The 22,393-nt window shown below is 43.9% G+C and carries 19 protein-coding genes; 6 read left to right on the forward strand and 13 right to left on the reverse strand.

The window, feature by feature from the left end; genetic code table 11:
- Position 1: 1 nt before the first annotated feature.
- Together AB5618_RS02420 and AB5618_RS02425 are read right to left on the reverse strand one after the other, a co-directional pair.
- Positions 2-1,141, reverse strand: coding sequence for a hypothetical protein (locus AB5618_RS02420; protein ID WP_005333353.1), 1,140 nt, complete (start codon positions 1,139-1,141; stop codon positions 2-4).
- A gap of 398 nt (positions 1,142-1,539) precedes the next feature.
- On the reverse strand, positions 1,540-1,734 hold the full coding sequence (locus AB5618_RS02425; protein ID WP_005333351.1) for a hypothetical protein: 195 nt from the start codon (positions 1,732-1,734) through the stop codon (positions 1,540-1,542).
- 186 nt (positions 1,735-1,920) lie between these two features.
- Between AB5618_RS02425 and AB5618_RS02430 the strand changes: the two genes are divergently transcribed.
- The 3 genes from AB5618_RS02430 to AB5618_RS02440 all read left to right on the forward strand — a co-directional run bounded on the left by AB5618_RS02430 (position 1,921) and on the right by AB5618_RS02440 (position 4,030).
- On the forward strand, positions 1,921-2,238 hold the full coding sequence (locus tag AB5618_RS02430; RefSeq protein WP_005333350.1) for a helix-turn-helix domain-containing protein: 318 nt from the start codon (positions 1,921-1,923) through the stop codon (positions 2,236-2,238).
- Positions 2,239-2,619: 381 nt separating this feature from the next.
- Positions 2,620-2,814 carry a DUF3173 domain-containing protein gene (locus tag AB5618_RS02435; protein ID WP_005333349.1) on the forward strand — a complete coding sequence of 65 codons (195 nt, stop codon included), beginning with the start codon at positions 2,620-2,622 and terminating at the stop codon, positions 2,812-2,814.
- A gap of 34 nt (positions 2,815-2,848) precedes the next feature.
- Positions 2,849-4,030 carry a tyrosine-type recombinase/integrase gene (locus AB5618_RS02440; RefSeq protein WP_005333347.1) on the forward strand — a complete coding sequence of 394 codons (1,182 nt, stop codon included), beginning with the start codon at positions 2,849-2,851 and terminating at the stop codon, positions 4,028-4,030.
- A 77-nt stretch (positions 4,031-4,107) separates the two neighbouring features.
- Here the strand turns inward: AB5618_RS02440 and guaA are convergent, their stop codons facing one another.
- From guaA to AB5618_RS02495, 11 genes are all read right to left on the reverse strand, one after another.
- Complete coding sequence (gene guaA, locus AB5618_RS02445; RefSeq protein WP_148462113.1) at positions 4,108-5,685, reverse strand: glutamine-hydrolyzing GMP synthase; 1,578 nt, start codon at positions 5,683-5,685, stop codon at positions 4,108-4,110.
- A 673-nt stretch (positions 5,686-6,358) separates the two neighbouring features.
- Entirely contained in the window at positions 6,359-8,584 is a 2,226-nt protein-coding gene (locus AB5618_RS02450) for a hypothetical protein (protein WP_368366451.1), read from the reverse strand.
- Positions 8,585-8,816: 232 nt separating this feature from the next.
- Complete coding sequence (locus AB5618_RS02455; RefSeq protein ID WP_118579368.1) at positions 8,817-9,437, reverse strand: V-type ATP synthase subunit D; 621 nt, start codon at positions 9,435-9,437, stop codon at positions 8,817-8,819.
- A 17-nt stretch (positions 9,438-9,454) separates the two neighbouring features.
- Complete coding sequence (locus AB5618_RS02460) at positions 9,455-10,837, reverse strand: V-type ATP synthase subunit B (protein ID WP_118579365.1); 1,383 nt, start codon at positions 10,835-10,837, stop codon at positions 9,455-9,457.
- 18 nt (positions 10,838-10,855) lie between these two features.
- Positions 10,856-12,625: a V-type ATP synthase subunit A gene (locus tag AB5618_RS02465; RefSeq protein WP_148462112.1), complete on the reverse strand. Its 1,770-nt coding sequence runs from the start codon at positions 12,623-12,625 to the stop codon at positions 10,856-10,858.
- The gene (locus AB5618_RS02470) at positions 12,618-13,205 is read right to left on the reverse strand and encodes a V-type ATP synthase subunit E (protein ID WP_173769167.1); all 588 of its coding nucleotides are present in this window, start codon (positions 13,203-13,205) and stop codon (positions 12,618-12,620) included. Before AB5618_RS02470 ends, AB5618_RS02465 begins: the two co-directional genes overlap by 8 nt.
- A 17-nt stretch (positions 13,206-13,222) precedes the next feature.
- Positions 13,223-13,531, reverse strand: a complete 309-nt coding sequence (locus AB5618_RS02475) for a V-type ATP synthase subunit F (RefSeq protein WP_117851005.1) — start codon at positions 13,529-13,531, stop codon at positions 13,223-13,225.
- Positions 13,532-13,533: 2 nt separating this feature from the next.
- Entirely contained in the window at positions 13,534-13,965 is a 432-nt protein-coding gene (locus AB5618_RS02480; RefSeq protein WP_118579356.1) for an ATP synthase subunit C, read from the reverse strand.
- An 88-nt stretch (positions 13,966-14,053) separates the two neighbouring features.
- Positions 14,054-16,024, reverse strand: coding sequence for a V-type ATP synthase subunit I (locus AB5618_RS02485; protein WP_173736221.1), 1,971 nt, complete (start codon positions 16,022-16,024; stop codon positions 14,054-14,056).
- A gap of 18 nt (positions 16,025-16,042) precedes the next feature.
- Positions 16,043-17,086, reverse strand: coding sequence for a V-type ATPase subunit (locus tag AB5618_RS02490; RefSeq protein ID WP_118579353.1), 1,044 nt, complete (start codon positions 17,084-17,086; stop codon positions 16,043-16,045).
- Entirely contained in the window at positions 17,086-17,406 is a 321-nt protein-coding gene (locus AB5618_RS02495) for a hypothetical protein (protein ID WP_118579350.1), read from the reverse strand. The genes AB5618_RS02490 and AB5618_RS02495 overlap by 1 nt, the downstream gene beginning before the upstream one ends.
- A 503-nt stretch (positions 17,407-17,909) precedes the next feature.
- On the opposite strand from AB5618_RS02495, the gene trmB reads away from it, so the two are divergent.
- The 3 genes from trmB to AB5618_RS02510 all read left to right on the forward strand — a co-directional run bounded on the left by trmB (position 17,910) and on the right by AB5618_RS02510 (position 22,291).
- The gene (gene trmB / locus AB5618_RS02500; protein WP_173769165.1) at positions 17,910-18,563 is read left to right on the forward strand and encodes a tRNA (guanosine(46)-N7)-methyltransferase TrmB; all 654 of its coding nucleotides are present in this window, start codon (positions 17,910-17,912) and stop codon (positions 18,561-18,563) included.
- Positions 18,564-18,627: 64 nt separating this feature from the next.
- Positions 18,628-18,789, forward strand: a complete 162-nt coding sequence (locus tag AB5618_RS02505; RefSeq protein ID WP_173719405.1) for a hypothetical protein — start codon at positions 18,628-18,630, stop codon at positions 18,787-18,789.
- 16 nt (positions 18,790-18,805) lie between these two features.
- Positions 18,806-22,291, forward strand: a complete 3,486-nt coding sequence (locus AB5618_RS02510; protein ID WP_368366452.1) for a DEAD/DEAH box helicase — start codon at positions 18,806-18,808, stop codon at positions 22,289-22,291.
- Positions 22,292-22,393 lie beyond the last annotated feature (102 nt).

Raw genomic sequence — 22,393 nt, forward strand, 5'->3', positions numbered from 1 at the left:
CCTAACATTTGACTGCTCCATAAACGTCATATTTTTTCCAGTCTTTTATAAGCGCCTTCGTAATATCCTCCTCCAGCTTCAGGATGCCCTGTCCGGACATTCCTTCACAGGCTGCAAAAAAGGAGGCTTCATTCATGGCATAATAAAGATCATGTGCCGTACAGGCACCTTCCCCGTTCTGGGATACAAATAGCTCCACCACCTCATTCCGGATCTTCTGTTTAATGCCAAGTTCCTTCATCAGCAGCTTCAGGCAGTTCACCGGATTACGGATCTCAATGTCCATAAGCTGAGTAAGATTCTTCATCGCATCCACATAGCGGGCGCATACCTGCTCCAGATTTTTCCGGAAGTCCAGAATCGTTGCCCCTTTATCGTGAGCCAGCTTGATTGGACTTCCCAGACTGATAACGCCGTTTGGTCCGTCTGTCAAAAGCATCGGATACAGATTTGCACCGCTCGCTGCCACGTCAGATGTGGTAAAACGAAGTGCCGGTGACAGGATCTTCTCATCCATTCCGTGTGCATCCAGTGCTTTTCGGTAAGTATCCAGAAGTTCCTGACTTCCTCCGAGCTTCCACATGGCAGATACAATGGAATGGTCATAGATACCAGAGCCCTCCATGTAAACACTGCCTTTGAAATTCAGATTCAGATATTCGCAGGTTGTCTCAAACATGGCTTTCATATCAAGGATGCAATAATCATGTTTATCCCCGCCATGTACTGCGGAAACCTTTCCGTCCGCAATCTTAATCAGGGCATCCCCTTTTGCAACCCGCAGGCAGTAATTGACTACCTTCGCATATGTTGCCTTATCCAGCTTGCGAAGCCCGTCTCCATTGACACCTGCGCGGCTTAAAATGGTGCGGATGGCACAGTCACGTACCGGATAGGATTCTCCTCTCATTTTCAGTACAAGCTGCGTATTCTTCTCTGTATCCTCCAAAATTTCTTCCATGGATGCATCTGCCGCATCCAGATTTTGAGCCTCCTTTTCCAGTGGTGCCAGCCGTAACGTATTCGTTGGCTTTCTGATCCATTTGGCATTTCTTCCTCTCTCTGCCAGAAACTCCAGCAGATCTTTTACTTCTGCAAAGGATCTCTCAAATCCATCTGCATACACTCTTGCTTCATTCATGTTCTTATTCCACCTTTCTTAAAATAATATTTATCCATCAACAGCCGAAGCTGGTTGTGGCATGCAACTATGCCGAAACCTAAATGTAAGCACAAAAAAAGAATGAAAAGAGAGTCTTTTCTCTGTTCATTCTTAAAAGTCTGGTTTCTTCCTGAAAAAACAAAAGTGCCACGCAGCCAAAAAAGGCATACCGTGACACTCACTACAAACATAAACTACTTATGCCAGGAATCAGCTCCTGCTGTTTCCTGTAAGTTTGGAGATTCTTATGAATCCCGAAACTCCCCAAAAAGGGTGTGCATAAAATAAACTATATCAGTATACTAGCACAAGATATTCCTCATGTCAATTCAGGCTTATACTATATATGGTGTTTATATTTGTTCAAAATACTACATCTATTTTTCTACTACGAATTCAATCTTCTCTTTCAGATACTCCCGGCAGCCAAACCGAACCGTTCCACACTGCTTTGACTCCTCTTTCGCCTTTTCATTACAGCAGTCCAAGTAGGGACAATCGTTACATTGATTCCGCAGTGCTTCCTTCGCCCATTCAATTTCCTGCTCATTTCCTATAATCCGCACAGACATCCACTTCCTTTGCTATCATCATACCCCAAAATCCATTTTCTATCATCCATAATTTCTTTTTTTGTATCATTTTAGTAAATTACGGTTATATTACGGAATAATCACTATATTTCAAATATATCTCTATTTTATTCCGTAATTTGCTGTAAGTAAATAGTTTAAAATGTGGAAGAGAGGTGTAAATGTATGGATAAAAACTTTATTGGAGAACGCATCAGCGAACTGCGTTTAAAGAAAAATGTATCTGAATATCAGATGAGTCTGGATCTTGGCAAAAATAAAAGCTACATCCAGTCCCTCACTTCCGGACGTTCTCTGCCTACCATGCAGAGCTTTCTGGATATCTGTGACTATCTGGAAGTCACTCCTCAACAGTTCTTCGATTCAGAGCTGCACAATCTTCCTCTGATTGACAAAGCAACTGATCTGATGAAACAACTCGATGACGAGGATATGCTTGCGCTCATTTCCATGCTGAATCGTCTGGCTCTAAAACGCAAATAGATTTCCGTGGCTGCCAAATCAAGGCAGCTTTTATTTTTATCATTTTTTCTTAAAATTTTTCAATCTTAAAGAAAAGCCCCCTATTCCTTAATTGAATGGGTAATATATCCATTCGCCGTACCTTGAAAACAAAAGAAATCTTTCGGGAGATTGATATAGGTGACTGCAGATAGTTTGCATCTTCGCACGCCTGCAGCTTAATAGTTACAAAGTAACACCGTTTTACGTGGCCGGAACGGGCATAGGAACTGGCTTCTGAAAGAATAACATAGACTTTTGGGATTTTAGCTTATAGCGCTTTTATTAGAGAACTTTTACTCAAAATTTGATATAATAATAGACAGGTATCAAGTTGATTCCCTGTCTGTGGAAAGGAGATTCATGATAACTGTAACAAAAAGGGATTTGATTGAATTAGGCTACGGTCCTTCCTTTGCTGCTGATATTATCAAAAAAGCAAAGGAACTTATGGTAGAAAAGGGGCATACCTATTATCAATCCAGAAAATTAGACAGGGTTCCAAAAGAAGCCGTTGAAGAATTATTAGGGATTACTTTGCCCGATAAGCAAGAATGATCGTGCTTTTTGCATTTTAGTAAGGAGTGAAATCATGGCAAAAGATCCAATTAAAAAAGCAGAAAACGGCACTTATTATTTTCGAGCCAACCTCGGATATCATCCTGTAACCGGAAAACAGATTCAAAAATACCGCAGCGGATTCTCAACAAAAAAAGAAGCCCGTGCCGAGTATTCCAAATTGATTCTTGCATCAACGGAAGAATTAGCTGATAAGAAGGAAGACATTACCTTCAAAAAGTTTATTGAAGAAATCTATCTTCCGTGGTACAAAACTCAGGTGAAAGAAAGTACCTACAAGAATCGTTACTCGACCATTCAAAAACACTTTGCCTATTTCTACAAGAAGAAAGTGTCCGAAATAGAAGCGATAAATGTACAGACCTGGCAGCTCAAGTTGGCAAAACAATTCAGTCCAAACTATGTACGCATTGTTCAGGGAATGTTATGTTTAGCTTTTGACCGGGCGATTATCCTCGGACTTGCAAAGAAGAATCCTGCCCGCATGATCGGCAATATCAAATCTAAAAAAGTAAAGATCGACTTCTGGACTTTGGAGGAGTTTCAGAAGGTAATATCCCTGCTGTACAAAGGTGACTACTACGAGCACTATCTCTTCATCTCGTTCTGGCTTTTATTTATGACTGGAATGCGTATTGGAGAGGCTGCCGCCTTACAGTGGGATGATATTGATTTTGAAACAGGTATGCTGATTATTAGTAAAACACTGTACTATAAAACAATGAATGACTACAAATTCGTTGAACCTAAGACGCAGGCAAGCAACCGTACCATTTATATTGATGCTGATACCATCAAGGAATTACAAGAATGGAAGGCGGTCCAGGCAAAGGTTTTACCAAATTGTGGATTCGTACTGAGTTATAACAGTACACCCACCAGCAAAACAACGCTTCCAAGAGCATTAGAGAAATTGGCAAATTTAGCTGGTGTCCACAGAATCAAAATTCATGCCCTGAGACATTCGCATGCTTCCCTGCTTATCAGCATGGGCGAAAATCCACTGCTGATTAAAGAGCGTCTTGGACATGAAAAAATACAGACGACACTAGGAACTTATGGTCATCTGTATCCAAACACCAATATTGAGATTGCAAAGAAGCTGACCGGGGTTCTCAGCTACCAGTCAGCTTCTCAAAGTATTGCTAATTATACCAGTAATCAGCATACTGCAATGTATCACAAAGAAATATAAAAATGCAATGATAATGCAATTTCAAACACCCAAAGCCGCAAAGCCCCGTGGTTACGGGCTTTGTAGCCCAGCGTCAACTATTCAAACTCAATCGTTCCCGGTGGCTTACTGGTCAGGTCGTAGAATACGCGGTTAACTCCCTTAACTTCATTAATAACACGATTCATAACCCTGTTCAGTACTTCATACGGAATCTCTGCGGACTCTGCTGTCATAAAGTCAATCGTCTTCACTGCTCGAAGTGCCACCGCATAATCGTATGTTCTGAAATCGCCCATAACGCCTACGCTTCGCATATTGGTAAGAGCTGCAAAGTACTGGTTCGGCATCCAGGATGGTTCTTTGCCGTTCTCAATTTTATAAGCTTCTGCTGCCTTATCAATTTCTTCACGGTAAATGAAATCAGCATCCTGCACAATGCGAACTTTCTCTTCAGTAACTTCGCCGATAATACGGATTCCAAGTCCCGGTCCCGGAAATGGCTGACGGAATACCAGCTTCTCTGGAATTCCAAGCTCCAGTCCTGCTTTGCGGACTTCATCTTTGAAGAGGTCACGAAGCGGCTCAATAATCTCCTTGAAGTCTACGAAATCAGGAAGTCCGCCTACATTGTGATGAGACTTGATCACTGCAGACTCTCCGCCAAGACCACTCTCTACCACATCTGGATAGATGGTTCCCTGCGCAAGAAAATCAACAGCACCGATCTTCTTAGCCTCTTCTTCAAAGATACGGATAAATTCCTCACCAATGATCTTACGCTTCGCTTCCGGCTCAGTAACTCCCGCAAGTTTATCATAATATCTCTGCTGTGCATTCACACGGATAAAATTCAGGTCAAACTGTCCATTAGGACCAAATACACCCTCAACCTCATCGCCCTCGTCTTTACGAAGAAGGCCATGATCTACAAACACACATGTCAGCTGCTTGCCAATAGCTCTGGAAAGAAGTCCTGCTGCTACAGAAGAATCAACACCGCCAGACAGTGCCAGAAGGACTTTGCCGTCGCCCACTTTCTCACGGATTTCTTTAATTGTATGCTCAACAAATGCATCCATCTTCCAGTCTCCGGCACATTCGCATACACCAAGTACGAAATTGGATAACATCTTCTTTCCTTCTACTGTATGGAGAACTTCCGGATGAAACTGGATCGCATACAGTTTCTTCTCCGCATTCTCGGCTGTAGCCACTGGACAGTCTGCTGTATGTGCAGAAATCTCAAATCCTGGTGCTGCTTGGGAGATATAGTCTGTATGACTCATCCAGACAATTGTTTTCTCTGATACTCCTTCAAAAATTCTGGAGTCTTTTTTGTCAACCAGCAGCTCTGTTTTGCCGTATTCACTTACATCTGCTTTCTCAACTTTACCGCCGAGAACATGCATCATAAGCTGTGCACCGTAGCAAAGCCCAAGCACCGGAATACCAAGTTCGAATAATTCTTTCTGGTAAGTCGGTGAATCAGCTTCGTAACAACTGTTCGGTCCACCGGTAAGAATGATTCCCTTTGGATTCATGGCTTTGATCTTCTCAAGATCGGTCTTGTAAGAATAGATTTCACAATATACATTACATTCTCTGACACGTCTTGCAACCAGCTGATTGTACTGACCACCAAAATCAATTACAATAACTAATTCTTTCTTCAAGGTTTTCCTCCTGTTTTTCCCTATAAATTCTCATTGGAATCGTTACTGTTCACGCTGGAAAATCTCCGGTAAACAATAACCTTGAATCTTCTTTCCATTATAAATGAGTATTACAACTTTTACAACGACTAATTTTCTTAGCTGAATAAAATTTTCAATATATCGTAGATAGATTTTATCACCATGAAGTTGGGTTTAAATGCACAGCTTTTTCATACTGTATATTCCTAAGCCGGTCACTTCAGGTGCGTTCCAGTTTATAAGTTCTTTAGATTTTCCTCATATATTTTTCAATTTGTCCTCACAGATTCATCACAAATTCCGCGTATATTAATAAACAAATAAAGCGAAAGCTTTTTTACATAGATTATAAATATACTTTTTCTTTTTCATACTTGCCGGGCCAAAAGGTCCGGCCCTCCTTCTTTTAGGAGAATTTTCGGAAGTTGCTTACGTCGGAGAATTCGAATTTGATTTTAAATTTAACATAAAAAATCTCGGTCTTTAGAAAAGAACTGTCTTGATACTTCTTTTCTGACCGGGATTTTTATAATTCAGGTTCACTCTTCTTTTAGCGAAAAAACACTGAGCCACAATAAAGTGTAGCCCAGTGTTTTTTCTTATAACTCATCAAGCCCATAATCTTCAAATTGGAGAGTTTCTTTATCCAATTTTAAAGCTGATCCGGTTTCTCAATTGTATAAACACTCTGATCCTGGATCGCCGTTGCTCCGGACAGATCTGCTGTGTCGCTGTAGGAACCAGTTGTAATGGTGTACTCGCTGTCGCCCTGTACATACACAGTTCCGTCTGTACCCTGAATTGTTACAGTTTTTCCATTACTATCTACAATTGTTCCCTCATTTTCCAGAGATGAGACAGTACTGTCGCCAATTACAGTCCAGGTGGAATCTGCGCTTACATAAACGTTACAGTATCCCTCTCCGCCTTCGCCTGCATAACTCTCATCATCTACAACTGCACCTGTCAGGCTGCTGCCATCTGTGAGATAAAAATCCAGATCACTGATAGAATCCCAGATCACATTTCCTTGCATATCCTGACTAATACCGGTAAAGTGGCAGTCAGCTCCGTTTGCTCCAGACTGTCCCCATCCTCTCTGGTTGGTATTACCTGTACACTGCAGGAAAAACTCATTCTCGTCGTTATAGTTAATATCTACATTATTTAAAGTAATTGTACTCTCTGTATTGGTTGTATAGAATACACCGCCGTTCTCAGAAGTCAGGCTGCCTCCATCCATCTGAAAAGTACTGTTTCCGACCTCAGAATCACCAGACATGCTCTGGTAAAGGATTACAGTCCAGGTATTATCATTCTGATCCAGATCACTCATATTTCCTGTCAAGTCACAATCATAAAGGTGAATAGAATTCAGACCTTCGATACAAACAGCCTCTGAACCATTTGCTGTCAGAGTTGCATTGCTTACCGCAATATCAGCTGTACTGTAAATAGCCGGGGAACCAACGCCATTGGAAACATAGTTTCCGCCATCAATCACCATTGTTCCGCCGCCTCTGTCACTTCGGATTGCTGCAGACGACTCACCATTTGTCTCCACATCCAGATTCCATCCGTAAAGAGTACCGCCGCCAGCTACATGAACACCGCCTGATGTATCCTGGGCAGTTTTTACAGTTGTATCAGATGCATATACAGTTCCATCTCCATATGCAAAAAGCCCTGCACCGCCAGCTGCATCTGTAGTCACACTGCCATCTTTCACATAAGCAGTACCGTCTGTTGCCAGAACTGCTGCGCCTACGCCATAGAAGCTGGAATTGTCTCCGCCCTGGCTGTCTGCAGAAGTTCTTGTAATCGTATCATTATCAAGTGTTACGTTTGCTCCGGAAGAAATCAATGCTGCATTCTCGTCAGTTCCTGTTGACTCAATTGTCTCATTTGATACAGTTGTATCTTCTATATACTCATTTACCGCAGTATAGCTGTCCACACCCTGAGACTGTCCACCAGGACCTCCCTGACCCGGAGCACCTTGACCATCACCACCAGGACCTCCCTGGCCACCCATTTCCATGGACATTACTGTAATGGAAGCTGCATTTCCATCTTCATCTAACGTGACAGAAACGGTATCGCCCTCCTGAATATCAGAAAGTGAAATTTCCTCAGCCTCTGCAGACTGTCCATTTTCCTCTGGAGCACCGCCATCCCGAGCATCCCCGTCTGGTTTCTCCGGTGCTTCTCCATCAGAAGAATCTGCGCTCTGGTCATCTCCTTCCGACTTCTCCGGTGCTCCGCCATCAGAAGAATCTGCGCTCTGGTCATCTCCTTCCGACTTCTCCGGTGCTCCGCCATCAGAAGAATCTGCGCTCTGGTCATCTCCTTCCGGCTTCTCCGGTGCATCGCTATTCTGTCCATCTCCGCCAGGCTGCATGCCGCCCGCCTGTTTTGTGATCACAGTATCTGCAGTAACCGTAATCGTCTGCTCCTCACCAGTCAGATCCAACATATAAGGCGCCTCGCCATCCTGATTGTCACCTTCTGGTTTCTCAGGCGCCTCTCCGTCCTGGTCACTCGGCGCTTCGCCACCCTGACTATTCGGTTCTCCGCCGTTCTGACCATCATCACCAGGCTGTCCCATCTCCTTCATAGTCCCAACTGCAATGGTAATCTCAGAATCGGAAACTGAAACCGACTTAACCTCACCAAGTACCACATTCTCCTGACTCTCCTGATTCTCCTGACTCTCGTCACTACTCTCACCCGAAGCATCCGCCTCAACACTTTCATCTGTTGTATCTACTGCATCTGCAGCCGCCTCGGTCTTACTGTCCTCAGCATAAACCATCGTCGGTACAGAAGTAGTTGCTACCATAATTCCCATTAAAACTGCCACATATTTACGTTTCATACCCATTTAATTCCTTTCTGTATTTGCCTTGTTTTGTGTTCCTTATGGCTAATAATATACAGACAAAATGTGTTCAACAAATGGGCATTATGTGTTCATTCTATGGGGAATCTCGCAAGAAACTGTGAATTGATGTCTCATAAGCTGCGAAGCAGCATTCGGTTATGAGCAAGCAGCGAAGCGGACCTGGAATATCCGCTTGACCATACATATAGAAAAAAAACAGGGTGCCTCATGCACCCTGCTTCATCCTCTTAATAACTTTTAATCGCGTAAATTCCTCACGCTCTTTCTCCTCCAAAGCATTGGAAATATCCTTGGTCAGAGCCTCGAACTTCGGAATCGTAATATTCTTCAGCGCATTCGCCCTCTTCTGAGTCTTCTTAATATTACTAGCCAGCCGAATCGCTGAATTCTCAATCATAGACAGCTTAATGGAAAGCTCCTTCACCCTCTCAAAAGCCGCCTTCGCCTCATCCAGAGACATCTTCGTACTATAATAAGCATATGTCGGCACATTTCCCGACTTATCATACTCCACCAGCGGAATCTCCGTACCCATAACACTACGTGTCTTAATACGAATAGAATTCTCCACCGGCACCGTATGGGAAATCTGATCCACAAACGCGATACCCATCTCCATATTCGCTTTCTGCAAAGCCTCATACGCAGTTCGGAACGTTTCATCAATCTGTCCCTGGATATCCTTCGCCTGATCAACCAGATTCATCATCTCACGAATCAGAATATTACGCTTCTTATCCATCAGTTCATAACCCTGACGGGAAAGAGCAAGTGAATTTTTAGCCAGAATTAAATTACCCTTGGTAGGAAAGGTATTCGGATCCATTCAAGTCACCTCACACTTTATTTGGTAGTCTCGTGATAATACTGATCCAGAATCTTGGTATCAATACGGTCAAGCTCATCCTTCGGAAGCATACCAAGAAGCTCCCAGCCCTTATTCAGAGTATCAATAATACTTCTGTTCTCTGTATCTGTCTGACCGACAAACTCAGCCTCAAATGCCTTACCAAACTGCAGATACTTCTTATCCAGAGGAGAAAGCTCATCCTCACCAATAACAGAAGCAAGGGCTCTCGCATCTCCAACCTTTGCATAACAGGAAAACAGCTGGTTGGCAACGTCCTGATGGTCCGCTCTTGTGAAGCCCTCACCAATACCATCCTTCATCAGACGGGAAAGAGACGGCAGAACATTGATTGGCGGGTAAATACCCTGTCCATGAAGCTGTCTGTCCAGAACAATCTGACCCTCAGTAATGTAACCGGTAAGGTCAGGGATCGGATGGGTAATATCATCATTAGGCATGGTCAGAATCGGGATCTGTGTAACAGAACCTGTACCACCGGAAACAATACCTGCACGCTCATATAAAGTAGCAAGCTCACTGTAAAGATATCCAGGATAACCTTTACGGGAAGGAATCTCACCTTTGGAAGAAGAAACCTCACGCATTGCCTCACAGAAAGAAGTGATATCTGTAAGAATAACCAGAATATGCATACCTTTTTCAAAAGCAAGATACTCTGCTGCAGTCAGGGCGATCTTCGGAGTCAGAAGACGCTCAACAGTAGGGTCATTTGCCAGGTTCAGGAACATAACAACGTGATCGGAAGCACCGCTCTCCTCAAAGGTTCTGCGGAAAAACTCTGCAACATCATACTTAACACCCATTGCAGCAAACACAATGGCGAAATTCTCATCAGAATCAGCGCCCAGAGAAGCCTGACGCACGATCTGTGCAGCCAGCTTATCATGAGGAAGACCGTTTCCAGAGAAAATCGGAAGCTTCTGTCCACGGATCAAGGTGGTCAGACCATCAATTGCGGAAATACCGGTATTGATGTAGTTACGCGGATACTCACGGGTAACCGGGTTCAGTGGCAGTCCATTGATGTTCAGGCTGACCTCCGGTGTGATCTCACCAAGACCATCGATAGGCTGTCCAATACCGTTAAAGGTACGTCCCAGGATTTCCGGGGAAAGCCCGATTTCCATAGGATGACCACTAAGACGTGTATGAGTGTTTCCAAGGGACATATTATCTGTACCCTCGAAAACCTGAATTACTGCTTTATCTTCGTATATTTCAATGATACGGCCAAGCTTTTCGGTACCGTCATCCATACGGAAGGAGACGATTTCCTCATAGGAAGCGTTTTTAACGCCTTCCAGAACTACAAGAGGGCCGTTTATTTCACTAAGGCCTAAATATTCGATTGCCATAAAAAACTTACCTCCCTATCAGCCGTTTCTCTCTAATACGTTATCGTAGAATCTGTCGATGTCAGCCTTATACTGGTCAAACATCTCAGGTTTGTTATTCGGAACATCATATTTGATAGCAATGACACGCTCAAAAATATTATCCTCCTTCAGTACGGAAACCGGCATTCCCTGATTTACAAGGGAGCGGCACTTCTCGTACAGATAAAGGATGATCTCCATCATATTGAACTGCTTGCTCATCGGTACACAGGTATCCTCTGCATGGAACGCATTCTGCTGAAGGAATCCAAGACGGATAACCCTTGCGATCTCCAGAGTCAGCTTCTGATCATCCGGAAGAACATCACTACCGATCAGCTTAACGATTTCCATCAGAGAGCTCTCCTGGTTCAGAATCGCCATCAGCTGATTACGGTCGCTTACAAATTTAGCGGAAACATTATCTCTGTACCATGGGCTTAAATCCTCCAGGTACTCACTATAGCTTGTGAGCCAGTGGATAGCCGGGAAATGACGGGCATAAGCCAGAGATTTATCCAGTCCCCAGAAGCAGCGGACGAAACGCTTTGTATTCTGTGTAACAGGCTCAGAGAAGTCACCACCCTGTGGGGAAACCGCACCGATAATAGATACGGAACCTTCGGTTCCATTTAAGTTCTGCATCATACCAGCTCGCTCATAGAAAGCGGAAAGCTTGGAAGCCAGATAAGCCGGGAAACCTTCCTCGGCAGGCATTTCCTCCAGACGTCCGGATAACTCTCGAAGAGCCTCAGCCCAACGGGAAGTGGAGTCTGCCATGATGGCAACGTCATAACCCATGTCACGATAATACTCAGCCAGTGTAACACCTGTATAAATAGAAGCCTCACGGGCTGCAACAGGCATGTTTGATGTATTGGCAATCAGAGTGGTACGGTCCATCATCAGGTTTCCGGATTTCGGGTCGATCAGTTTACTGAAATCCTCCAGAACCTGTGTCATCTCGTTTCCACGCTCACCACATCCAATATAGATAATGATATCTGCGTCAGACCACTTTGCGATCTGGTGCTGTGTCATGGTTTTTCCAGTACCGAAACCGCCAGGAATCGCTGCTGTACCACCCTTTGCAATTGGAAAAAGGGTATCCAGAATACGCTGTCCGGTTACAAGCGGCACACTTGCAGGGAAACGTTTGTAGGTAGGTCTTGGCACACGGATGGGCCATTTCTGTGCAAGCGCGATGTCACGCTCGCTGCCGTCAGAAAGACGAACCGTTACAATCGGATCAAGGATAGTATATGCTCCGTCCGGAACTGCCTTGATAACCTCAGCCTCTCCGATTGTTGGCGGAACCATGGATTTATGAAGAATGGAAGCTGTTTCCTGAGTCTCGGCAATGATAGTACCTGCACTTACCATATCTCCAACTTTAACAGTTACATGAACATCCCATTTCTTAGCAGTATCAAGGGAATCAACACTGACACCACGGGAAATATATTTTCCGGAGGATTTTGCAATCTCCTCCAGAGGACGCTGGATACCATCGAAAATGTTATGAATGATTCCAGGTCCCAGAAGAACGGAAATAGCATCGCCTGTTCCCATTACTGTATCGCCTGGCTTCAGTCCTGTTGTCTCCTCGAAAACCTGTACGGTAGTCATGCCCTTTTTCAGACCAATGACCTCACCGACCAGCTTCTCAGGTCCAACATAAACCATCTCGGAAATCTTAAATCCCGGGTCGCCTTTCAGATAAATAACAGGACCGTTAACGCCGTAGATAATACCTGTTTTATTCATGGCTCAGCCCTCCGTCAAATTTGAATTCTTTTTTCAGCTTCTCATAAGCACTCAGGAAAGAGTTGTCGATCAGGATGTTTTTAGCCGGGATTGTGGCTTTGATACCACCCATAAACGGTTCATCGGAAATCTCAACTGTGAATCCGGTCTTTGCTACAATAGAGCGCTGTAATGCTGTATCTTCAGCGGAAAGATAGATAAAAATCTCATCATTTCCCGCAAATTCTCTTGCTTTCTGGATTCTTGTACAAAGATAATCCTGATATTCAGGGTTCTCCATAAAGTCCTCCAGATGATTCTTAACCTCTACAAAAAGCTCATTTCTAAGCTCATTCTGTTTGGCTGTCCAGTCACGTCTTAAAGTCAGCTGCTCAGCAGAAAGTGCCTTGTTTACCTCTCGGGTAGCATTTTCTGTCTCTGCCTTGATCTGTGCCTCGGCATCCATTTTTCTTGATTCTTTATGCTTTTCAAGCATTTCTTCCAGACTCTTCTTATGTGCTTCCAGTGTATTCTCAGCCTCTGTCTGGGCTTCCGCAACGGAAGTGTCATAGAAATGCTGCAGTTTTTCTTCAATTGTCATGCTTGGTCTTCTCCTGCCTATAACTTTAAGCCAATGGCTTCGTTAACATATCCGGTAATAAAATCAGGTTTGCGGCCTGTACCATGCCTGTCAGGGATTTCGATGATCAAAGGCGTTTTATGGTTCAGCTTTACATCGTCCACGATCTGGGGAAACTCCCGGCCGAATTTTTCGGTCAGGAGAAGGATCCCGATTTCTTTGTTGGCGATTGCTTTTTCCAGAGCGTCCTTCAGTTCGTCACGCTCATGGACTACCACGCCTTCCACACCTGCCAGTCTCATCCCTGTGCAGGTATCGATGTTGTCACTGATCAAAAACATTTTCATAATTATAATTTACCGATGATCATGAAGGAAATGATCAGACCGTAAAGAGCAACACCTTCGGCAAGACCTACGAAGATAAGAGATTTACCAAGAATGCTCTGATCCTCGCTGATTGCGCCAAGAGCTGCACTTGCCGCACTGGCTACGGCAATACCACCACCAATACAGGAAAGACCGGTAACAAGAGCTGCTGCAATATATCCAAGACCTGTTGCAATACCTGCATCAGCGCCTGTTGCAGCCTGTACAGAAGAGCTTCCTGCAAACATAACCATTGCTGCTACTAACATGGTACCAAAGAAGAAAAATGCGTTTGTTGCGATTGTTGTTTTATAGCGTCCACGGCTCTTCTCGCCGATGAAATAATAACCAAATGGAACGATAATGCTTAATACAAGCGCTACTGCTAAGATAATCTGTGTCATAACTGTCATGATAATTGACCTCCTCGTGTTTTTAACATTTGTAATGTCACTGCATTTCACAGAGACATTTGATAAATATTTCACTACCAACGGCAGTTTACTTTGCCTCCGCGTCAGAACGGAACGGCTCGAATTTTCTTCCGCTTCCTTTGTAGAAACGGCTGAACATCTCGTAATACTCAAGTCTCAGTACCTGGATACCAACGATCAGACCCTCAAGACCGCATACGAAAATATTTCCGAGAACAATCACTACCCAGTTCGGGCTTCCGTTCTCGGCACCGGCCAGCATCAGTACAACCTGCATCATAGCTGCATGGCTGACTGCATAAGCTCCGATACGCACGAAAGAAAGTGTGTTGGAGAAATAGCTCAAAAGGACTTCGAACATCTCGAAAAATCCCTGAACAATAAACATTCCCACACCGCCTTCAAAGGCTGCCGGCTTCTTTTCCACAAGGTTTGTAAGAGGCTCTTTTAAGAACATTACAAGCAGCGGAAGAATAAACATAATGCAAAGAACAATACCGCCAGGAAGCTTATGGCCTGTCATGAACAATGCAATTACAATCACTGCGGATCCATAGAATACAAGGCCTGCAACAGAGTTGGTATCAAACCATACTTTCTCTGTATCCTTTGCTTTCAGGGAATTCATAATATTAAAAATCATACACAGAAGAATGATTCCCATACCAAAGCCAATAGCGATAATAAATACGGTATTCAGTTTTCCGATAAAAGGCACATTCATCATGGCATCCATAGGCCTTAACCATACAGGCTCTATAATATCCTCAAATCCGAAAACGCTGCCGAACATGAAGCCAAAGAATGTGGAAAAGATACCTGCACAGCTGATGATTCCGGCAAGATCAATATGCTTGAATCTGTAAAGAAGATATCCGCCGATCAATAAAACCAGACCCTGTCCTGCATCTCCGAACATTGCGCCGAAAATAAAGGAATAAGTAATGGCGATAAACCAGGTTGGATCCATCTCTCCATAAGCCGGAAGGCCATACATTTTGGTGTACATTTCGAATGGCTTGAAAAGCTTGGGATTCTTCAGCTTGGTAGGCGGTGTCTTATGGGCATCCTCCTGCTCATTCTCATCAATCAGACAGAAAATACGGGAATCTCCGGAAATATCATTCTGGAAAGCTTTGGCATCCTTCTCTGTCATCCAGCCACAAAGGATATAAAATGGTTCCTTCGGCTTATAATCGGCTGCTGCCTCTCCCTTGTTGTCCCCATGTGTGCATGCTGCCAGTTTACGGATATCAAAGTTCCTTGAAAACTGGGAAAGTGTATGTTTGCAGGAAACAATGTCGGATGCATTTTTTCTGAAGAAAGCTTTTCTTGCCGCTTTGTTCGCATCAAGATCTGCAATTGTTTTCTTGTACTGCGCTTCAAGTGCTGTGTATGCAGCTTTGGCAGTTCCATCATACTGATCCGGTACAAAGATTTTTTCAAAGTGCATAGCAGAATATACGGCATGGATCCGCTGCGCTTCATGAACGGGAACAAAATAAATTCCCCAGATATAACGGTCATCTTCATCACATTTAATGAAGATCGTATCCAGATTATCATAAATGTATGTTTTAAATTTATCGAAATAATCTTTCTCGATCCGTCCAAAGCGATAATGGATATAACGCATTTTCAGGATTGACTGCACATCAAAGTCTACATTTCGGAACGGATAGATAATACGAAGTGATTCTGACAGAGAATCACGTTTCTCTTCCAGTTCCTGGCGTGTCTTGTTAAGGACATCCGCTTCATCTTTGATCTGCTGTACGAAAGAGAGAGCTTTTTCGATTGGCAGCTTCTTCGCAGAAGCCTGCTCCGGGTTCTCAACCTCTTCATAGAAGCTTCCGACTGTGCTTAAAGCTTCTTTATAAGGATTGATTTCAAGATAAGGAGAAAGATTCTTCACATCTGTGAGCTCAGTAAGAGCATTCTCCAGATGAATCTCATACCGGCTGAGGTAATTATTTACAACTCGGTCGATATCCTCTCTTGGCCCGGTAATGCTGACAAATTTCATTTTCTCAATCACATTGCTACCTCCGGGTTACTAATTGTTGTGAACATAATGCATTGCCTCGTCCGGATCAACCTGGTAACGAACACACTCCAGTGCGATAGTCAGACGGTTTACCTCATGCTCTTTGTGGTAAAGATAAGAATACAAAACAGCTACTGAATAAGGATCCTTGCGAGCCTCTTTCTCAAGCACGGTACGGAGCAGACTATTATAGAGCTCCTCCATGGAGATCAGGTTCAGCTGCTGATATTTCCTGCCATACCAGGTACGGGAAAAGATCTGCTCACCCTCTTCTTTGCTGGTAGCTTCCACCAGAGCTGTGATTTCTTCTTTCTTTAGTTTATAATTCACGGGAATCAGCTGTGCGTAGATGGCTGCCGGCTCCATTTTGTAATAACGCTTGGACCGCAAGATAAACTGCAGGTTCAGCATATCAAACTTCTCACCATAAGCCTTGGTGATCTCGTCCAGATCGTTTCCCTTGAATAACTTTTTGCGGACACTCCAAATCTGATTAAAATAATAAAGATCAAGAGCCATTCCGTAGTCAAATAAAAGTCCATTGCCGTTCTCATATACGCTCTGAAGCGGAGCATAGAATTCATTGCCCTTCAGGGCTGTCATGAACTCATCCATATTTCCGGCACCTGCCACTCTGTCAATGTCCAGCTTGGAATGGTGAAGGAAAAAGTCGCGGTAAGGACTCATATCCACAGGATCGGTGCTTCTGTGATCAAAGAGATTCGTCATGATCTCTTTCAGAACACGGATTTCGTAGCGCTTGGAATAAAGTGCCAGGAACTTGCGCTGCTCCTTGTTTGCAAAATTGTAAATGCGGGAGAAATTTCCGAAAATGGATTTCTTCAGAAGCTTCTCGATCTCACCTCGGTGAAGATTATTCTCATCAAGGTCTGACCATGCTTTCGCATATTCCGGCGTTTTCTTCAAATAAGCGGCTACCTGTGGAACGTCCGAAAAGCGGACGATTTCCTGAAGCTGTTCATCTGTCACCAGATGACTGCTCATAGCGCGTATTTTCGTGGAAATTCCGCTGTAGGAAAGAACGCTTCCCATTACATCACTTCCTCCTGAATGATCTTTTCAAAAATTTCTCTGGAAAGGCGTTCGTGATTCTTCGCATAGTAAGCGTCCAGCTGACTTAAGGCAGCCTGAGTGTCTTCCCGCAGGGATGACAGGCGCTTATCCTTCTCACCCTCAAGATTCCGGCGAATTTCCTTAATCTGCTCTTCTGTCTGTTTCTCCAGCTGGGTGTCGAATTCCTTGGACTGCCTTTCCATCTCAGCTGAAAGAGCTTTCTTCTTCTGCAGTGCATCCTTCATAATGGTCTCTGCAGTTGTCTCTATCTCGGATAACTTACCGATTATCTGTTCCATTTTTCCCCTCCTTTTTCAAGTTTTAAGTATCTTACACCCATTTTGATGAAAATACCAGTCAAACTTTGCCTAAAATTTTCACAAAAATTCAATACAATTCCAGATGATTTGACTAAAAATTAACAATCTTATCAATTCCTGTCATATCGAAATTTTATAATAGGTACACGTATTAATTATAAATAGGAAGAAAATGCATATTTATACAGAGTTCTCCCACATTTTTCCGTTTACTTTTCTTATTGACGCATTTCATATTCAGTCAAAATTAGTCAGTTTTTTCAATTAAAAGAACTTTGCGTTTTCCCCCTGACATAGAATGTGTTTGAAAAATCACGATATCAATATTATTGCGGAAAAGCAGGAAATCATGTATAGTAGTTTTGTTAAGAATGAATACAATTTCAGCTGATTCTGACAAGCATTTTTTACCACCCGGTAAACTTTTGCAAAGAGCCGGAATCAGTTTCATACAGCTATAAATATAATTACAGGAGGAACCTATGCGACTTAGAAATATACCAGGCGCCAAAGACGCAATTGCAGAAAGTATCTACGTGATCCAGAATCCCCAGGAGAATAAGGGAAACTGGGACAAGGTTTTCCCACAGCATCAGCCTGTCCATCTGGAGGTTGGCATGGGAAAAGGCCGCTTTCTTATGGATATGGCGAAGCTCCACCCAGAGATCAACTATATCGGAATCGAAATGTATGACAGCGTACTTCTTCGTGCCATTCAGAAAAAGGAGGCGCTGGCTGAGGAAGGGCAGGCGCTTTCCAATCTGAAATTCATGCGTATGGATGCACGCCTCCTTCCGGAAACTTTTGAAAAAGGCGAGGTTTCAAAAATCTATCTGAATTTTTCCGATCCCTGGCCAAAGGCCCGCCACGCTTCCCGCCGCCTTACCTCCCGGGAATTTCTTGCCCGCTACGACAAGATTCTGAAAGAAGACGGAACCATCGAGTTCAAAACTGACAACCGCGGCCTGTTCGACTTTTCCCTAGAAGAAGTCCCGGAAGCCGGATGGAAGCTTGAAGCACATACCTTTGATCTTCATCACAACGAAGAAATGATGGTTGGCAATGTAATGACCGAATATGAAGAAAAATTTTCTTCTATAGGAAATCCTATCTGCAAGATGATCATTCGTCGTTAAATGTTTCACGTTGCTGTATTTCTTTTCATATTATAAGGAAGAAATATCTGGCAGGAGTTTTTATATGAAGCGAACCAGATCTTTGCAAAAATTTGCTGCTCAATTTGGCTATGAACATAAAAACAGAAGCAATCCCTTCTCCGGCATAAAGAAGCATGCCAACGAACTGTCCAAACTGCTGGACAGCATGTTTCCCAAGGACAAAAACGACAAAGAAAAATCATAAAAAGGAAGCCAAACAAATGAAAAATTCTCCGACAGAAGTGAAAAAGAAAGAAACGGAAGAGCGCAAACGTCAGGAAGAGCTGGAAAAACAAAAGCGTAACGAAACGTACCAGCTTCTTGGCGGTTCCCAGAATGACAGTGACGCAGACGACGATTCCTCATTAGACGGAAATATCCAACAGCTGGAAAATTACAGCTACTTTGACGGCGACAAAATTCTTGAATCCCTAAAGCTTGCCCCCAAAGACCGAAAAAACGGGGAAGCCATCTATCGCCAACAGAAAATGAATGTCACAGATATTTCCTGCGGCTACGACAGGATGAACGGTCAGCGCCTTGGCCAGATTGAAGCAACCTTCCAGACTGGCAGAGATATCTTCGGCGTCACCCTTCTTTTCTCTCACGAGGAAGTTACTTATGCAAGATGCGGATGCCCGGAATGCCACAGAAAATACTGGGGCTGGTATTCTGATAATTCCAGGTGCCAGTATACAGCTGCACTTGCCTTCTATATTCGTGATTATGTAAACCACAGCAATTTTTCGGATGCCACTGACATGAACGGAGACTATCTGCTGAACTCCTATCGCAGAGGACAGCTCAAAAATGACCAGAAAGAAACACCGGCCCATGTTTCCGCAGGTGTTTCCCTGGTTCCAAGACTGACACAGAATGACAATAAGCTTTCCGTTTCTTTTAAGGTAGGAACTTCCAAAATGTTCGTGGTAAAAAAACTGGATGACTTCTGCCGTCAGGTTCGCAACGGTGAGACCGTTCAGTATGGAACCAGCACCCAGATCAGCCACAAAACGCAGGATTTCACAGAGGAGAGCCGCAAATGGATCCGCTATATTGACCGGATCGTCCGCGAGGAAGAGCAGTTTGTAGACAAAATCCAGAATTCCGGCATCTATTTGCCAAAAAAATTTAATGTTGGCAATTCTCTGGATCTTTTTGGCTGGCGTCTGGACAGTTTTTATGACAATATTTGCAATGATAAAATAGATTTTGAAGATAAAACTCCGGATGCTGCCCGTAAAAAAGCCCAGCTTCACTGCAAAACAGGGAATCCACGGATTTCCATACGGATTCTGGATGCCTCTAAGGACAAAAAGCAATTTGACGGTGTCACAGTAAAGGGATACATCCCAGAGCTTTTTCAGGGTATGGACTCTTCATACTTTATCCAGGATGACAGCTTCTGTAAAACCGAACCGGCCTTTATGGAGAAGGTCCGTCCATTGACAGCGCTTTCCAGAAATGGAGAATTCCACTTCCAGATGGGGCGTAATACACTGTCCAATTTTTATCACAATGTGCTGCCCCAGCTTCAGGAAGTGGCGGATATTACGGAGGAAAATCCGGAGAAATTCAGACAGTACCTCACGCCTGAAGCACACTTCGTATTTTATCTGGACATGGAAAACGATAACGTTATCTGCAAGGTAAGCGCCTTTTATGGAAAAAGAGAATTCTCTGTAGGAAAGCTTTTACTTCATGAGGATATCTCCCCGGACCAGCAGTTCCGTGACTTTCCTCTGGAAAACAGTGTGCTGGATCAGACCATGGAATGGCTGCCTTACTATGATCCCGACTTTGACGTACTTCACTGCAATCATGACGAAGAACTGAGCTATCAGATCATGGAGTCCGGAACTACCGCCCTCATGGAGCTTGGCGAAGTACGCTGCACCAACCGGTTCCGCAGCCGACATACCTTAAAGACTGTAAAGGTTTCCGTTGGGGTGTCCGTTTCCGGCGGCCTCCTGGATCTGAATATTTCCACGGATGATATTTCCAGCCAGGAGCTTCTGGATATCCTGAAAAGCTATCAGCTGAAGAAAAAATATTACAAGCTGAAAAGCGGCGAATTTGTCAATCTCCAGGAGCAGAACCTGGAAATGCTGGCAGAACTGATGAAAACCCTTCATCTCACCCCGAAAGAATTTGTCAAAGGAAAAATGCACATTCCGGCATACCGCACCTTATATCTGGATCAGATGCTGGAAAGCAACGAAAACATATATGCCAACCGTGACCGTCATTTCCGTGAAATCGTAAAAGGCTTCAAAACCATTAACGATGCCGATTTTGAAGAACCGGAAAGCCTTTCCAGAATCATGCGAAAATACCAGAAGAACGGTTATAAATGGCTGCGTACCCTGGAAGCATGGAAATTTGGCGGAATTCTCGCCGATGATATGGGCCTTGGAAAAACCTTACAAGTAATCGCAGTTCTTCTTGCAGCGAAGCTTGAAGGAAAAACCGGCACATCCCTGGTAGTAGCTCCCGCTGCCCTTGTTTTTAACTGGGGTGAAGAGCTTGCCCGATTTGCCCCACAGCTGAAAGTTTCCCTGATCGCAGGAAGTCAGTCCGAGCGTCAGGCAAAGCTTCAGACGTACTCAGATTTCGATGTTCTGGTCACCTCTTACGATCTTTTAAAAAGAGATATTGACCAGTATGAGGAAAAAGAATTTTTATACCAGATCATTGATGAGGCACAGTATATCAAGAATCACACAACAGCAGCAGCCAAATCTGTAAAGGTGATCCACAGCCAGACCCGCTACGCACTTACCGGAACACCAATTGAGAACCGCCTCAGTGAGCTTTGGAGCATTTTCGATTATTTAATGCCGGGATTTCTCTACGGTTATGATTCCTTTAAAAAGGAATTTGAAACTCCGATCGTAAAGAACGACGATGAGTCTGCCATGACCCGTCTGCAGAAAATGGTGTCTCCATTTATCCTTCGCCGTCTGAAAGAGGATGTGTTGAAGGATCTTCCTGAAAAACTGGAAGAAGTCCGTTACGTGAAATTTGAGGATGCACAGCAGAAGCTGTATGATGCCCAGGTTGTGCATATGAAGGAAAAAATTGCCCAGCAGGACGAGGGCGAATTTAATAAGAGCAAATTGTGGATTCTGGCTGAATTGACGAAGCTGCGACAGATCTGCTGCTCTCCTTCTCTTTGCTTTGAAAATTACCGCGGTGAATCTGCCAAGGCTGAGAGCTGTATGCAGCTGATCCAGAGTGCTATTGATGGTGGGCACCGTATGCTTTTATTTTCCCAGTTTACTTCCATGCTGGCTCTTCTTCAGGCAGCACTGGAAAAAGAGGGGATTCCTTATTACATCATCACTGGGGAAACCTCCAAGCAGAAACGACAGGAGCTTGTGAAACAGTTCAATTCTGATACCACTCCTGTATTTCTCATTTCCCTGAAAGCAGGCGGCGTTGGACTGAATCTGACAGGTGCAGATGTGGTTATCCACTATGACCCCTGGTGGAATCAGGCTGTCCAGAATCAGGCCACTGACCGTGCCCACCGTATCGGACAGACAAAGAAAGTTACCGTGTACAAGCTCATCGCCCGCAATACCATTGAAGAAAAGATCCAGAAGCTCCAGGAAGCAAAGCAGGATCTGGCAGAGCAGATCATCAGCGGTGATATGGGACAGCTGAGTGGTATGAGCAGGGAGGATATTCTGGAATTGTTGTAGGAAATAAGGTACTATTGCTATTTAATTGATTAAAAGTTCTTCAATGCGGACGCATTTGGACAATGTGTATTACTCACTCGCCGGCGCAACGCTACAGCGAAC

The sequence above is a fragment of the Ruminococcus sp. J1101004sp1_RTP21198st1_B9_RTP21198_201120 genome (assembly GCF_040924245.1).
GTDB lineage: Bacteria > Bacillota > Clostridia > Lachnospirales > Lachnospiraceae > Blautia_A > Blautia_A faecis.

What these genes read in the sequence shown, in the direction of transcription:
- AB5618_RS02420 (WP_005333353.1), bottom strand. Translation starts at nt 1,141, where the DNA reads ATGAATGAAGCAAGAGTGTATGCAGATGGATTTGAGAGATCCTTTGCA.
- AB5618_RS02425 (WP_005333351.1), bottom strand. Translation starts at nt 1,734, where the DNA reads ATGTCTGTGCGGATTATAGGAAATGAGCAGGAAATTGAATGGGCGAAG.
- AB5618_RS02430 (WP_005333350.1), top strand. Translation starts at nt 1,921, where the DNA reads ATGGATAAAAACTTTATTGGAGAACGCATCAGCGAACTGCGTTTAAAG.
- AB5618_RS02435 (WP_005333349.1), top strand. Translation starts at nt 2,620, where the DNA reads ATGATAACTGTAACAAAAAGGGATTTGATTGAATTAGGCTACGGTCCT.
- AB5618_RS02440 (WP_005333347.1), top strand. Translation starts at nt 2,849, where the DNA reads ATGGCAAAAGATCCAATTAAAAAAGCAGAAAACGGCACTTATTATTTT.
- AB5618_RS02450 (WP_368366451.1), bottom strand. Translation starts at nt 8,584, where the DNA reads ATGAAACGTAAATATGTGGCAGTTTTAATGGGAATTATGGTAGCAACT.
- AB5618_RS02455 (WP_118579368.1), bottom strand. Translation starts at nt 9,437, where the DNA reads ATGGATCCGAATACCTTTCCTACCAAGGGTAATTTAATTCTGGCTAAA.
- AB5618_RS02460 (WP_118579365.1), bottom strand. Translation starts at nt 10,837, where the DNA reads ATGGCAATCGAATATTTAGGCCTTAGTGAAATAAACGGCCCTCTTGTA.
- AB5618_RS02465 (WP_148462112.1), bottom strand. Translation starts at nt 12,625, where the DNA reads ATGAATAAAACAGGTATTATCTACGGCGTTAACGGTCCTGTTATTTAT.
- AB5618_RS02470 (WP_173769167.1), bottom strand. Translation starts at nt 13,205, where the DNA reads ATGACAATTGAAGAAAAACTGCAGCATTTCTATGACACTTCCGTTGCG.
- AB5618_RS02475 (WP_117851005.1), bottom strand. Translation starts at nt 13,531, where the DNA reads ATGAAAATGTTTTTGATCAGTGACAACATCGATACCTGCACAGGGATG.
- AB5618_RS02480 (WP_118579356.1), bottom strand. Translation starts at nt 13,965, where the DNA reads ATGACAGTTATGACACAGATTATCTTAGCAGTAGCGCTTGTATTAAGC.
- AB5618_RS02490 (WP_118579353.1), bottom strand. Translation starts at nt 17,086, where the DNA reads ATGGGAAGCGTTCTTTCCTACAGCGGAATTTCCACGAAAATACGCGCT.
- AB5618_RS02495 (WP_118579350.1), bottom strand. Translation starts at nt 17,406, where the DNA reads ATGGAACAGATAATCGGTAAGTTATCCGAGATAGAGACAACTGCAGAG.
- trmB (WP_173769165.1), top strand. Translation starts at nt 17,910, where the DNA reads ATGCGACTTAGAAATATACCAGGCGCCAAAGACGCAATTGCAGAAAGT.
- AB5618_RS02505 (WP_173719405.1), top strand. Translation starts at nt 18,628, where the DNA reads ATGAAGCGAACCAGATCTTTGCAAAAATTTGCTGCTCAATTTGGCTAT.
- AB5618_RS02510 (WP_368366452.1), top strand. Translation starts at nt 18,806, where the DNA reads ATGAAAAATTCTCCGACAGAAGTGAAAAAGAAAGAAACGGAAGAGCGC.